Source organism: Pseudomonas sp. 10C3 (genome assembly GCF_036346185.1).
Classification (GTDB): domain Bacteria; phylum Pseudomonadota; class Gammaproteobacteria; order Pseudomonadales; family Pseudomonadaceae; genus Aquipseudomonas.
In genome coordinates this window covers 1-13517 of record NZ_JASJVE010000027.1, presented here as the reverse complement: position 1 = coordinate 13517, position 13517 = coordinate 1, and the positions used below count along the sequence as shown (strand labels likewise).

Sequence of the window (13517 nt, the reverse complement as noted above, 5' to 3'; positions counted from 1 at the left end):
CCGTCATGGAAAAACCGACTTTTGCATTTACCCCCGAAGAGCAGGCACTCAATGCCCGCCTTCTCGCAGCGCTCCCCCGTGGTTCCTCAATCAAAAAACGCGACCGAATCGTCGACTATGAAGTCGTCGAAATGGCTGCGTTGTTCCGCGAGGGCAATCCGAATAAGTTGACCGCAGAACAAGTGCTCCTCGCCTACCTGAATAGAATCAGCCAATTCAACGGCACCTTCGAAACCTATGATGAAAACGGCGGCTACAACGCCTTCGTGCGCATCGATCTGATAGAGGCCCAGGAACAAGCCAGACTGGCCGATGAATGGCTAAGCAATCCCAACGACGAACGCGGCCCGGCACCACCACTGTGTGGTATTGCGATGGGAGTGAAAGATTCAATCGGCATACAAGACCGAAAGAGTACAAACGGCACTGCGGCATTCAGCAGCAATATTGCGCTTCAGGATGCTACCTGTGTGACCAAGCTTCGGGCACAAGGTGCGGTGTTGGTCGGGTACAATACGTGTTCGGCTTACTCGGGCGATACAACGGGGACTTTTGCTGGAAATGCCTGGGACCCGGCGCGAGCACCCGGCGGATCCAGCCAAGGCTCAGGGGTCGCGCCAGTGGCCCGCCTTTGCGCGGCGTCGCTGGGCGAGGAAACCGGCGGCTCGATGATCATCCCCGCAGCGTGCAACGGAGCCAGCGCGATCAAACCATCTCTTGGGCTGGTATCCGTAGCCGGTCTGATGCCCGCAAGTAACGGCCTTGATGTGATAGGTCCGATGTGCCGGTCGGTTCGCGATGCCTCACTGATTTTGTCACTCATCTCGGGGATCGATCAGCTCAACGATCCCCATACCCTGTCGGCACCGATCCCGCCAAACCTGCTGCCAACGACCGCCAGAGAGGGCCTTTTGCCTCTGCGCGGGCTGACCATTGGGGTGCCTCAAACGGACTGGATGAACTCCATCTCCGTTCCTCCCGCCGACACCTACGACCCCGACTACAAGCTAGCGTTCGATCGCTTTAAGGGGCAACTACGGGACCTGGGTGCCACTGTCGTTGAATTCCCGGGCCTGGATCTACAGATTCCCGACAATGCACCTTTCACCCACTCTCACGAGTTAGGGTTACTGCCGGACCTAGAACCCATCACGCCATTCAAAGCAGTTTTCTGGAGTAACGGACTCGACTGTCGACACTGGCAGTCGGTTGCGGAATTTGCGCAGGACCTGCCAGCCGAGTACCGGACCGAGTTACTTGGGCATTACCACCCCGCGACCAATACCTCTGCGAGCTACATCACCTCTGCCATGAGAACGGAAGCTGAGGAACGGCGCCGACGAGAGCAAGCGCTTCTCCAACAGGCGCTTGATGATTACGCCGTGGACTTTATGCTGGTCATGCCATTGGGTGCTCACATCGGCAGGCGCTTTGATGGCAGCGAAAGGCTGCCGAACCAACGTTCACACTACGACGTGCCTAACTTACAAGGTTGGCCCATGCTGACATTTCCCATAGGATATGGGCGGACCGGTCTACCCGCGCAATTGCCGATCACTGCAGCATTCTGGGGAACACGCTTCAACGAAGCGATGATCATTCAAGCTGCCATAGATTTTCAGGATCGATTTCCGGAATACCATAATGCGGTGCCGCCAGACCCCACATTCGGCCCTGACACGAAACGGCCGCCGCACATTCCGCGCGTGCAGCCTGTGACACCAGAAACCTCGACCGATCCGATTATCATGCAGAGGGGGCGCTCATGAGCCTGATCAGCAGCACGCCATTCTTTACCGTTAAATGGACGCCACCGATCAATCCAGGGCAATTACCCGCAAATCCGAGAAGTGAGGTGCCAAGGTTCATGGCCGTGGCGTGGCGAGCGAAACTCGGGCCGGTGTATTACCCGTTTGAGCGTGAGAGACCAGAGATTGCGTTATAGCGGCCTGTCTGACAAAGCGCATCAAACCCTTCGCAGGCAAGCCAGCTCCCACAGATTTGGTGTACTAAAGGACCCATGTGGGAGCGAATTCATTCGCTTGTATGGTAGGACTTGAAGGGGTGGTGGGACGAACAGTTCGCTTCTGACTGATGAGACAGTACAGACCGTGGGAGACCTCGCCCCACCCCTTCCACCAAAGCGCCGATAAAGAATGCATCGTGTAAGAGCGAAGATAGAAACAAGCCAACACCTCTTGGTGAAACCCCAACAAGTCCTGAAACCTTATCGTGGAGCGCCGTCCTTGGCAAACCTGGTCGTAAAGTCTCCCACAGTTAAAAATATGCGTCAGGCACAGACTCCTATAGTAGCGCTGTCAATTACTGATCAGTCGACGGTTTTTCCCAAAGATTGATCCCGCCTTCAACTGCGAAGCGGTCGATTTCGGCCAGCTCTTCGCTGCTGAACGACAGGTTTTTCAAGGCCCCGACGTTTTCGATGATTTGCTCTGGGTGACTGGCGCCGATCAACGCCGAGGTCACGCGTGGATCACGCAGGGTCCAGGCCAGCGCCATTTGCGCCAGGCTCTGGCCACGACGCTGGGCGATTTCATTGAGGGCACGCACGTGAGCGATGTTGCTCTCGGACAGGTGCGACGCCTGCAATGACCCACCGCCCGGGCGATTGACCCGCGAATCCTTCGGCACGCCATTCAGGTATTTGTCGGTCAACAAACCTTGCGCCAGTGCCGTAAAGGCGATCACTCCTGCGCCGAGTTCTTCGGTGGCGTCCAATAGGTCTTTTTCGACCCAGCGGTTGAGCAGGTTGTAAGCCGGTTGATGAATCAGCAGCGGCACTTTCCATTCGTTGAGCAACGCCGCCATTTCGCGGGTTTTCGCCCCGGAATAAGACGAGATGCCGATGTACAGGGCCTTGCCTTGCTGCACGGCGGTGGCCAGGGCGCTGGCGGTTTCTTCCAGCGGGGTCAGCGGGTCGAAACGGTGCGAATAAAAGATATCGACGTAATCGAGGCCCATGCGCTGCAAGCTCTGATCGAGGCTGGCCAGCACGTATTTGCGCGAGCCGCCGCCCTGACCATAAGGCCCCGGCCACATGTCCCAACCGGCTTTGCTGGAGATGATCAGCTCATCTCGGTAATGCTTGAAGTCTTCGCGCAGCAGACGACCGAAGTTGATCTCGGCGCTGCCATAGGGCGGGCCATAGTTGTTGGCCAAATCGAAGTGGTTGATGCCCAGATCGAAGGCGGTACGCAGCAGTGAACGCTGAGTGTCCATCGGCGTGCTGTCGCCGAAGTTGTGCCACAGCCCAAGGGACAAGGCCGGTAAAACCAGGCCGCTACGGCCGACGCGGCGGTACGGAATGGATTCATAACGGTTTTCGGCAGCGATATAAGTCATCGAATCCTCTCTCGTTAAAGGTGCATGGGTGCGACCCCTGAACGTAGCTCGCAGTTCCTGCTTTTTTTAATACACCGATTGCTGCAACGGGGTCAGGCGAGCTGGCCGAGCATACCCGTAAGCGCCCCACCCCAATAGTCCGACTAATCAAGACGCCCCCGTACTGCACTGTATTGTTGAGATTTATTGAACAGTAAAGGCAATTTACGGCCATTTATCGCCCTGAATAAACATGTGAATCTACAAACACATTCAGTCAGGAGGTGCAGCATGATCCCTACTACCCAGAATCAGGCCACTCACACCCGCGCGCGCAAAGTTGCTATCGTTACCGGCGCATCACGCGGCATTGGCGCTGAAATCGCCAAGCGTCTGGCTGCCGACGGTTTCGCCATCGCCGTCAACTACGCCAACAGTGCTGCCGAAGCCGACACCTTGGTCGCCCGGATCGTCGCCAACGGCGGCCAGGCTGTTGCCATCAAGGCTGACGTATCGAACGCGGCCGACGTGCGCACTCTGTTCGACGTGACCGAACAGCAACTGGGCCGTGTCGACGTGCTGATCAATAACGCAGGCGTGATGAATCCCTCCCCCTTGGCCGACACCAGCGACGAGTTGTTCGAACAGACCTTCGGGATCAACACGCGTGGCACCTTCAACACCCTGCGGGAAGCCGCTACGCGGATGAATGACGACGGTCGTATCGTCAATTTCTCCAGCACCGCCCTGGCACTGAACCTGCCGGGTTACGCGATCTACAACGCCACCAAGGCGGCCGTCGAATCCTTCACCCATGTGTTTGCCAAAGAACTGCGCGGCCGCAACATCACCGTCAACGCCGTCGCGCCTGGGCCCGTTGCGACTGAGTTGTTCCTGCACGGTAAAAGCGAAGAGCAGATCCAGCAGTTCGCCAAGATGCCACCGTTGCAACGCCTGGGTCAGCCAGAAGACATCGCCAACGTCGTCTCCTTCCTCGTCGGCCCGGATGCCGGCTGGGTCAACGGGCAGATTTTGCGCGCCAACGGCGGGCTGGCCTGAAGCCCGATCATCGGGGCATTCAGGCGCTTTTTTTTGCCTCAGCGCACCAAATGCAGGAACTGCAAGTGCCGCTCGTATTGGTCAAGGATGTCGTTGATCACCTGCTCCCTGGTGTAGCCGACCAGATCGTAATCCTGACTGCCTTCACTCAAGTGAACTTCGGCGCGGTAGTAACGCCGATTGTTCATGCCTTTCGAACCCATGCCGGCGCGAGCAAAGGTCGGCGTGAAATAACCGCGCATCATCACGTGATAGATGAACGGACGCTCGTCGCCGTGGCCGACTTCCAGGCTGACGCTGTCGTTGCTCGGATCGGGCTGGGTCACCACCTTCAGGCCCTTCTCGACGAACACCGCCGTGACCTCTTCGATGGCCGGACGCACCGTCTGCTCAAGGAAACGATAGACCTCGTCGCGTGACGGGAAGTGCACAGCCTGGGTCAAGCGCTGTCGCCACCCGCCACGCCCAAGGCGCGAGCCGGACACCGGCGCCAGCGAATGCAGCTGGGCGATTTGCCGCTGCGACTCCAGATAGAAAGCCTTGTGCAGCCCCCACATCATCAGCAACAGAATCAGCGAGAACGGCAACGACGTCAGCACCACCGCCGATTTCAGCGAATCGATACTGCCAGCAAACAACAACCCGCTGGTGATCAGGGCAGTCGCTACGCCCCAGAACACCCGCAGCCATTTCGGTCCATCCTCGTCTGCACTCCCGCCACGCGCGGACAGGGTCGACAGCACCACGGTGCCAGAATCCGCCGAGGTGACAAAGAACACAAAGCTGATGAACACCGTCACGGCAATGACAGTTTTGCTCCACGGGTAGTTTTCCAGCAGCAGGTAGAGGGTCATCGAAGGGTCGTCGATGGCTGACTGCCCGAGCGCGACCATGCCGTGATTGAGTACCTGGTCAATGGCGCTGTTACCAAAAATCGACATCCAGGCCAAGGTGAAACCCAGCGGAATCAAGAGCACGCCGCAGACGAACTCACGGATGGTGCGGCCACGGGAAATACGCGCAATAAACAGCCCGACAAAGGGCGACCACGCGATCCACCATGCCCAATAAAACACGGTCCAGCTGCCCAGCCAGTCGCCGGTTTTATCGTAGGCGTAAACATCGAAACTCTTGGTGGGCAGCGCGCCCAGGTAATCACCGATGTTCTGCACCAGCGTGTTCAGTAGATGCTGGGTGGGACCGGCGAACAACACGAACAGCAGCAGCGCGCAGGCCAACAACATGTTGATGTCGGACATGACGCGCACGCCCTTGTCCACGCCCGCGATGGCCACCAGAATCGCCGCCCCCATCATCAGGGTGATCAACCCCACCTGAATCCATTGGGTATGTGGCATACCGAACAGATAGTCGAGGCCTGAATTAAGGTGCAGTACGCCAAAGCCCATGTCGGCGCCCAGCCCGAACACCGTGGCGATGATGCCGAAACCATCCACCGCATAGCCAATAGGACCGTTGATGCGCTTGCCGATCAGCGGGTACAACGCCGAGCGCAAGGCCAGCGGCAGGTTATGCCGATAGGCGAAATACGCCAACGCCATGCCGACAAACGCGAACACACCCCAACCATGCAAACCCCAATGCAGAAACAGCAGCTGCATGGCCTGTCGCGCCGACTCGGTGGTACCGCCCTCGCCCTGTGGCGGTTGCAGCATGTGGGTGAGCGGCTCGGAAACGCAGAAAAAGAACAGGGTGATGCTGATCCCGGCAGCGAACAACATGCCGGCCCAGGACAAATAACTGAACTCGGGTTCGTCGTGGTCGGCACCGAGCTTGATCTTGCCGTAGCCAGACAAGGCGGTGACCACCACGAAGACCAGATACAGGGTCATCGCCAGCATGTAATACCAGCCGACCGTGTTGGCCGCCCAGTTTTGCGCCGCCAGTAACCACTCGCCGGAGCGTTGCGGAAAGACAATCACCAGCAGCCCGAACAGCAAAATGAAACCCGCCGCAAAATAAAAAACCGGCGGATTCATCCGAACTTGGCTGCTGACCTGCGGGGTAGGCGCACTCATAGGGACTGCGCCTCATGGAAGAGGGAAGTAACCGGGAAAAACGAACTCAAGGGGTAAGCCTCCTGTTGTGAGCGGGCAGCGAACCACCGAATTTAACTTGAACGAACGGTCAAGTTAAACATAAATGGCCCCGCGAGGACTAATCGCAGGCGGGTTGTCGCTCGCTTGGTATGGAGGTGTGACGCATGGAGAGCACTAATCGTTCCCACAGAAAAGCAATCTCTGTGGGAACGAATTCATTCATGAGAATGAGGTGTCAGGCGACTCAGCGCCCTACTTCTGACACCCATCATCCTGCTGCAACAGGTTAGCCTGGGTCAGGTTGCAGCCAGCCGGTACGCTGCGGGTCAGCCAGACGTTGCCGCCAATGGTCGAACCTTCGCCGATGGTGATGCGCCCAAGAATGGTCGCACCGGCATAGATCACCACGTCGTCTTCGACTATCGGATGACGGGCGTGGCCTTTTTGCAATTGACCGTCTTCGTCCGCCGGGAAGCGTTTCGCGCCCAGAGTCACAGCCTGATAGATGCGCACACGTTCGCCGATGATCGCGGTTTCACCGATGACCACACCTGTCCCGTGATCGATAAAGAAGCTCTGGCCAATCTGCGCGCCGGGGTGGATGTCGATGCCGGTGGCCGAGTGTGCAATCTCCGAACTGATCCGTGCCAGCAACGGCAGGCCGGCGCGGTACAGGTGGTGCGCCAAGCGGTGATGAATGACCGCCAGAATGCCCGGATAGCACAGCAACACTTCGTCGACGCTGCGCGCAGCCGGGTCGCCGTGGTAGGCCGCCAGCACGTCGGTGTCCAGCAAACGGCGAATCACCGGCAAGGCGCTGGCGAAATCCTGAATCAGCTGCACCGCGTGCGTGTCGGCAGCGGCGACGTTCTTGCCATGTTGACGCGCCACATAGCGCAGTTCCAGGCGAGCCTGCGCCAACAACGCATTGAGGGACACGTCGAGGGTATGGCCGACGTAGAAGTCCTCGCTCTCTTCGCGCAAGTCCACCGGCCCCAGGCGCATCGGGAACAACGCCCCACACAGTGCTTCGAGAATGTCGCGCATGGCCGCTCGTGAAGGCAGCTCACGACCGCCATGCTCACCACTCACACGCCCATTACGCGTGCGCCAGTCATCACGCGCCGCACGCAATTGGTTGACGATTTGCTGCAACTGCCAGTTATCGGTACGGCTGTCGGCCGATGCCTCTGGAATATCGCTCACGCTCACCACTCCTTCTGCATTCAAGGTAAAAGAGCCACGTTCACGGTCGCACGATAACGGCCGCTGATGCTCCCACTCTACGGCAAACTTTTGCGACGAAAAATTAACAATTTCCGTAGGGCCTTTGCCGAACACCGTCCATTCCTGCAAATGTTGCACAGGGCTCAGTCGGTTGCCTATAGTCCATCGACTCACTTCCCGGCCAATTGACCACCATGATCAAACAACAGCTCGCTCGTTTTAACCGCCTGAAATTGCTCGGCGCCCCCACTCCACTGGAAAAACTGGAGCGTCTGTCTGCCTGGACCGGCCGGGATATTTATGTCAAACGCGATGACACCACCACACTGGCACTGGGCGGCAACAAGGTGCGCAAGCTCGAATACCTGGCTGCCGACGCGTTGGCCCAAGGTGCCGACACGTTGATTACCGCCGGAGGAATCCAGTCCAACCACGTGCGCCAGACGGCCGCGCTGGCTGCACGTCTGGGCCTGGGTTGCGTCGCGCTGCTGGAAAACCCCATCGCCAGCACCGACACCAGCTACTTGAGCAATGGCAACCGCCTGTTACTGGACCTGTTCGACGCCAAGGTCGAGCTGGTCGAGAACCTGGATAACGCCGATGAGCAACTGCATGCCCTCGCCGCCCGTCTGCGGGCTGGCGGCAAAAAGCCTTATTCGGTGCCGATTGGTGGCTCCAACGCGTTGGGCGCGCTGGGGTATGTGCGCGCAGGGCTGGAGTTGGCCGAACAAATCGAGCAGACCGGGCTGACATTTGCCGCCGTGGTCCTCGCGTCTGGCAGTGCTGGCACGCAAAGCGGCCTGGCCTTGGGACTCAGCGAAGCGTTGCCCCGGTTGCCTGTGGTGGGCGTTACCGTGTCACGTAGCGAAGAAGCCCAGCGGCCGAAAGTCGAAGGACTGGCACAGAGAACTGCAGAGTTACTGGGCATCAATCTGCCGAGCAGCTTCAAGATCGACCTGTGGGATGAATATTTCGCACCCGGTTACGGCGCACCCAACGCGGGCACCCTGGCCACAATCAAGCTGGTCGCCAGCCAGGAAGGCCTGTTGCTCGATCCTGTGTACACCGGCAAAGCCATGTCTGGGCTGCTCGACGGCATCGGTCGCCAGCGCTTCAATGAGGGTCCGATCATCTTCCTGCACACGGGCGGCGCGCCGGCCTTGTTCGCTTATCCCGGCGCCTTTTCGGGCTGATTTTCCAGCCAGCCTCCATATTCCAATTAGAAATATATAAATTATTTTTAATTATTTTAATTCATATGCAGCAGCCCCTATAGTCACACGGCGTGCAGGATTAGCCACGCCCTGTGAAGGCTCACTAAGGGAATAAAGTCGCCTGAAATAACTGGATTAAGTTTCAAGGCCGCAGTAGCGTTCATTGGGTCTGATTCTTGCCTGTCGCTCAAAACACCATAAGGGGCTCGTCATGAACATTGCTGCCATCCGCCGGACATTTCTTCTTTCCACATTGAGCCTTGTGCTCGGCTCCAGCCTGATCGGGCAAGCCGTCGCCGGGGACCAGCTGCAAAAAATCAAGGACAGCGGCACGATCAATGTCGGCCTTGAAGGCACGTATCCGCCGTTCAGCTTCGTGGACGAGAAAGGCGACCTCAACGGCTTTGAAGTCGAGTTCTCCCAAGCCCTCGCCAAAGAGCTGGGGGTGAAAGCCAAACTGCAACCGACCAAATGGGATGGCATCCTCGCGGCGCTGGAATCCAAACGCCTTGATGTGGTGATCAATCAGGTGACCATCTCCGAAGAGCGCAAGAAGAAGTACGACTTTTCCGAGCCCTACACAATCTCCGGGATTCAAGCGCTGACCCAGAAGAAGGACGCAGGCAAGTTCCCGACACCTGACTCCCTTGCAGACAAAAAAGTCGGCGTCGGCCTGGGCACCAACTATGAACAATGGCTCAAGGAAAACGTGCCTAAAGCCATCGTCAAAACCTATGACGATGACCCTACCAAATTCCAGGACCTGATCGCCGGCCGCACTGACGCGATCCTCGTTGACCGTCTGGCCGCATTCGAAATGGTCAAAAAAACCAATGACAAGCTAGCCGTGTCCGGCGCGCCGTTTTCCCGCCAGGAATCCGGTATCGCGATACGCAAAGGCGAGCCCGAGTTGGTCGCCGCCATCAACAAAGCCATCGACAAACTGCGTGCCGACGGGACCCTCGCCAAGTTGTCGCAGAAGTACTTTGGCTCTGACGTGACCCAATGATTGAAGAGAGTCTGAAGCTAGCGCTGGACTCCGCGCCCTTTCTGCTCAAGGGCGCATATTTCACGGTCATCCTCAGTCTGGGCGGGATGTTCTTCGGCTTGCTGCTGGGCTTCGGCCTGGCATTGATGCGTTTATCGCACCTCAAGCTGCTGAGCGGAATTGCACGGGTGTATGTGTCGTTCTTTCGCGGCACACCCTTGCTCGTCCAGTTGTTCATGATCTATTACGGCCTGCCACAACTGGGGATAGAACTGGACCCGCTGCCCGCAGCGCTGATCGGTTTTTCCCTGAACATGGGCGCTTATGCCTGCGAAATTCTGCGTTCAGCCATTGGCGCAGTGGATCGCGGACAATGGGAAGCTGCGGCCAGCATCGGCATGACCCGTGCGCAAACCATGCGCCGGGCGATTCTTCCGCAAGCCGCGAGAACCGCTTTGCCGCCGCTGGGCAACAGCTTCATTTCACTGGTCAAGGACACCGCGTTGGCGGCAACCATTCAGGTGCCCGAGCTGTTCCGTCAGGCACAGTTGATCACTGCGCGGACCTTCGAAATTTTCACCATGTACCTTGCCGCCGCACTGATCTACTGGATCCTTGCCAGCCTGCTCGCGCACCTGCAGCACCGCCTGGAAGCGAGGGTCAACCGACATGATCAGGAGTCTTGAAGCATGATCGTGGTTGAAAAACTGACCAAGAAATTCAAAGGGCAGACGGTACTCAACGGCATCGATTTGACCGTCGAAGCTGGCGAGGTTGTGGCCATCATCGGACCCAGCGGTTCCGGTAAAACCACCCTGTTGCGTTGCCTCAATTTTCTCGAAGAACCCACCAGCGGCAAGATCATCGTCGGTGACATCGAGATCGATGGCAGTCGCCCGCTGAGTCAGCAGCAAGGCTTGATTCGACAACTGCGCCAGCACGTGGGTTTCGTCTTTCAGAACTTCAACCTGTTCCCCCATCGCACCGCGCTGGAAAACGTGATGGAAGGCCCGCTGGTGGTAAAAAAAATGCCCCGCCCGCAAGCCGAGGCGCTGGCGCGTAAGCTGCTGGCCAAGGTCGGCCTGGCCGGCAAGGAAGACGCGTACCCACGGCGACTGTCCGGCGGCCAGCAACAGCGGGTAGCGATTGCCCGCGCCTTGGCCATGGAGCCCGAGGTCATTCTGTTCGATGAGCCCACCTCAGCGCTGGACCCGGAGTTGGTGGGTGAAGTATTGACGACCATCCGCGCCCTGGCGGAAGAGAAACGCACCATGGTCATCGTGACTCACGAGATGAGTTTTGCCCGGGATGTCGCCAACCGGGTGATCTTTATCGACAAGGGCGTGATCGTTGAACAAGGCGACGCCAAGGCGCTGTTTGCCAACCCTAAGGAAGAGCGGACTCGCCAGTTTCTGGAACGAAGCAGGCACTGATCAACCCTGCAGATAACAAAAAACAGCGCTCACCCGGCGCTGTTTTTTTTCGCGCCTGACATTTCTTGGGGTTGCTGAGTAGGACGCAGTACTGAGACCCAAGTAACCCACAAGCCGTACAAATGTAGGAACTGTCTGATTCCATCCGAAGCTCGCGTTTCACGCTCGCACTGCCTTGACACTCGTTCCCATCCTCTCTTAGCTGGCTATCACGATTCATTGATATCCATTCATAGAGGTATCCGCGGCGCCGCGTGTTAGCCGCTGATCACGAGGAGTATTCAACATGGCTTGTGCGACCCAAACGTCCCATCAGATCAAACTGCATGCCCCTTATTTGCCCCAAGCAAACAAGCACGGTATTGGCGTGAGTGCCGCCGCGCATCTGCGGGTCACTATCAAGCCTTATGCGGCCATGGACGAGGGCGACCTGATCGAACTGTTCTGGGGTGGCCGTTACGTTGCATCAAAGCTGCTGACGACCGCAGATATCGGCGAGACCCTGGCACTGCGTGTCCCGGAAAGTTTTTTACAGAGCGGCAAGGTCAAAATCTGGTACCAGATCCAAAAAATCGGCAGTACGCCGTCGCTCTCCGCGAGCATAGATGTATGGGTAAAACTCGATTGTCCTGGTGGTCACCCCAACCCGTTGAGCCCAGAAGAAAACCAGAGCCTCGCGCCCTTGGCTGTACCCGACGCCCTGCTGCGCCACGGGCTCACCGCAAAACAGCGGAGAAGGGGTGTTGAGCTGACCATTGAGGCGTACCAAAACATGGCCGCCAAAGATGAAATCACCCTGCGCTGGGGGGATGTGCGCATGGATCTGCCAGCCATCGATGCCAGCGATGTGGGCAAGCCCATTACATTGAATATTCCGCCGGCATTGATTCTGGAAGGAGGCGAAGACCATCAGCTGGAAGTGACTTACTGCATTATCGACCGAGTGGGCAACACGTCACGCTGGGCACCACCACGCGCACTTAACGTCAGTGGCGTCGCTGATTAATACACCACGGAGCTTTAAATCACGATCTGCAGCTCTCCCGTCTATGCTTATTCCAAAAAGTAAGTTTATTTAATTTTTATACACGCTTAGGGTATATATACCGGACCACCGGACCACCGTCAGTTTGTTTTCGCCGCAGAGACGCGGCTTATGTCGATGTGAGGTTTGGAATGGTCACTTTCACAATTACCCCCGTGCAGATCGCCAGGGCATTGCGTACCGCCACGGAGCGGCGCTGATGTCGGATCTCGTGGCTACACCTCTCCAGAGCGATCTGGACATCGCCCCGCTGCTATTGCCAGCGAAGGTCCTGAGTAACGACGCCCAAGCCATCGCCGCTGCCCATGAATTGGCGCAGCTCGCGCGCTTGCAGGCGGCACAGCGTGATCGTCAGCGCAAACTGCCGTGGGCCCAAATAGAACACTTCACCCGTAGCGGGCTGGGGAGCATTTCCATCCCCCGGGAATACGGCGGCCCGCAGGTTTCATTCGTGACCCTGGCGGAGGTGTTCAAGATCATTTCCGCCGCCGACCCTGCGTTGGGGCAGATCCCGCAGAATCAGGTGGGCATCCTCAATTCGTTGTTGGGCAGCGCCAACGAAACACAAAAAAAACAGGTGTTTCAAAGCGTGCTGAACGGCTGGCGCATCGGCAATGCCGGGCCTGAACGCGGCACCAAAAACACCCTGGATATCAAAGCTAGAATCACCGCCAAGGGCGACGGGTTTGTCCTCAACGGCCAGAAGTTCTATTCCACCGGGGCGCTGTTCGCGCATTGGGTGGCAGTCAAAGCACTGAACGATGACGGTCGACAAGTGCTGGTATTCGTCCCGCGTGGCACACCGGGTTTGCGCATTGTCGATGACTGGTCCGGCTTTGGCCAACGCACCACCGCCAGCGGTACGGTGCTGCTCAATAACGTGCCGGTGGAAGCCGAGCACATCATCGAGAACTGGCGCCTGGCGCATACGCCGAACATTCAGGGCGCCGTGTCGCAATTGATCCAGGCGGCCATCGATGTCGGGATCGCTCGCGAAGCCATCGACGACAGCATTCGTTTTGTCCGCGAGCGCTCGCGCCCATGGATCGATGCCAACGTCGAACGGGCCAGCGACGATCTGTACGTGATCGCCGACATCGGCAAACTGAAACTCGAACTGCACGCCGCCGAAGCATTACTGCGCAAAGCGGG

The 13517-nt window shown here is 57.9% G+C and carries 12 protein-coding genes; 9 read left to right on the top strand and 3 right to left on the bottom strand.

Features of this window, described 5'->3' with window-relative positions; all coding sequences use genetic code 11:
• The first annotated feature begins 5 nt into the window (after positions 1-5).
• Both QN399_RS21830 and QN399_RS21825 read left to right on the top strand, forming a co-directional pair.
• A complete protein-coding gene (locus QN399_RS21830) occupies positions 6-1769 on the top strand; it encodes an amidase (RefSeq protein ID WP_330201624.1) in 1764 nt (587 codons plus the stop codon).
• Entirely contained in the window at positions 1766-1945 is a 180-nt protein-coding gene (locus QN399_RS21825) for a hypothetical protein (protein WP_323568077.1), read from the top strand. The genes QN399_RS21830 and QN399_RS21825 overlap by 4 nt, the downstream gene beginning before the upstream one ends.
• 377 nt (positions 1946-2322) lie before the next feature.
• Here the strand turns inward: QN399_RS21825 and mgrA are convergent, their stop codons facing one another.
• Entirely contained in the window at positions 2323-3360 is a 1038-nt protein-coding gene (gene mgrA / locus QN399_RS21820; RefSeq protein ID WP_330201623.1) for an L-glyceraldehyde 3-phosphate reductase, read from the bottom strand.
• Between the two features lie 270 nt (positions 3361-3630).
• Here mgrA and QN399_RS21815 point away from each other — a divergent pair, with 270 nt between their 5' ends.
• The gene (locus QN399_RS21815) at positions 3631-4398 is read left to right on the top strand and encodes an SDR family oxidoreductase (protein ID WP_322177282.1); all 768 of its coding nucleotides are present in this window, start codon (positions 3631-3633) and stop codon (positions 4396-4398) included.
• Positions 4399-4436: 38 nt separating this feature from the next.
• Here the strand turns inward: QN399_RS21815 and betT are convergent, their stop codons facing one another.
• Both betT and epsC read right to left on the bottom strand, forming a co-directional pair.
• Positions 4437-6437: a choline transporter BetT gene (gene betT / locus QN399_RS21810; protein ID WP_322218883.1), complete on the bottom strand. Its 2001-nt coding sequence runs from the start codon at positions 6435-6437 to the stop codon at positions 4437-4439.
• Positions 6438-6710: 273 nt separating this feature from the next.
• Positions 6711-7664: a serine O-acetyltransferase EpsC gene (gene epsC, locus QN399_RS21805; protein ID WP_322177281.1), complete on the bottom strand. Its 954-nt coding sequence runs from the start codon at positions 7662-7664 to the stop codon at positions 6711-6713.
• A 215-nt stretch (positions 7665-7879) separates the two neighbouring features.
• On the opposite strand from epsC, the gene QN399_RS21800 reads away from it, so the two are divergent.
• From QN399_RS21800 to QN399_RS21775, 6 genes are all read left to right on the top strand, one after another.
• Complete coding sequence (locus tag QN399_RS21800) at positions 7880-8878, top strand: D-cysteine desulfhydrase (RefSeq protein WP_322177280.1); 999 nt, start codon at positions 7880-7882, stop codon at positions 8876-8878.
• 232 nt (positions 8879-9110) lie between these two features.
• Positions 9111-9908, top strand: a complete 798-nt coding sequence (gene tcyJ / locus QN399_RS21795; protein ID WP_219063744.1) for a cystine ABC transporter substrate-binding protein — start codon at positions 9111-9113, stop codon at positions 9906-9908.
• Positions 9908-10573: a cystine ABC transporter permease gene (gene tcyL / locus QN399_RS21790; protein WP_219063783.1), complete on the top strand. Its 666-nt coding sequence runs from the start codon at positions 9908-9910 to the stop codon at positions 10571-10573. The genes tcyJ and tcyL overlap by 1 nt, the downstream gene beginning before the upstream one ends.
• Positions 10574-10576: 3 nt before the next feature.
• Positions 10577-11320, top strand: coding sequence for an L-cystine ABC transporter ATP-binding protein TcyN (gene tcyN, locus QN399_RS21785; protein WP_322177279.1), 744 nt, complete (start codon positions 10577-10579; stop codon positions 11318-11320).
• A gap of 286 nt (positions 11321-11606) precedes the next feature.
• Complete coding sequence (locus tag QN399_RS21780; protein WP_322218879.1) at positions 11607-12326, top strand: hypothetical protein; 720 nt, start codon at positions 11607-11609, stop codon at positions 12324-12326.
• 238 nt (positions 12327-12564) lie between these two features.
• Positions 12565-13517, top strand: a 953-nt coding sequence (locus QN399_RS21775; RefSeq protein ID WP_330201622.1) for an acyl-CoA dehydrogenase family protein, incomplete at its 3' end; no start/stop codon positions are given.

What these genes read in the sequence shown, in the direction of transcription:
- tcyJ (WP_219063744.1), top strand. Translation starts at nt 9,111, where the DNA reads ATGAACATTGCTGCCATCCGCCGGACATTTCTTCTTTCCACATTGAGC.
- QN399_RS21780 (WP_322218879.1), top strand. Translation starts at nt 11,607, where the DNA reads ATGGCTTGTGCGACCCAAACGTCCCATCAGATCAAACTGCATGCCCCT.
- QN399_RS21815 (WP_322177282.1), top strand. Translation starts at nt 3,631, where the DNA reads ATGATCCCTACTACCCAGAATCAGGCCACTCACACCCGCGCGCGCAAA.
- QN399_RS21800 (WP_322177280.1), top strand. Translation starts at nt 7,880, where the DNA reads ATGATCAAACAACAGCTCGCTCGTTTTAACCGCCTGAAATTGCTCGGC.
- QN399_RS21830 (WP_330201624.1), top strand. Translation starts at nt 6, where the DNA reads ATGGAAAAACCGACTTTTGCATTTACCCCCGAAGAGCAGGCACTCAAT.
- QN399_RS21825 (WP_323568077.1), top strand. Translation starts at nt 1,766, where the DNA reads ATGAGCCTGATCAGCAGCACGCCATTCTTTACCGTTAAATGGACGCCA.
- betT (WP_322218883.1), bottom strand. Translation starts at nt 6,437, where the DNA reads ATGAGTGCGCCTACCCCGCAGGTCAGCAGCCAAGTTCGGATGAATCCG.
- tcyN (WP_322177279.1), top strand. Translation starts at nt 10,577, where the DNA reads ATGATCGTGGTTGAAAAACTGACCAAGAAATTCAAAGGGCAGACGGTA.
- mgrA (WP_330201623.1), bottom strand. Translation starts at nt 3,360, where the DNA reads ATGACTTATATCGCTGCCGAAAACCGTTATGAATCCATTCCGTACCGC.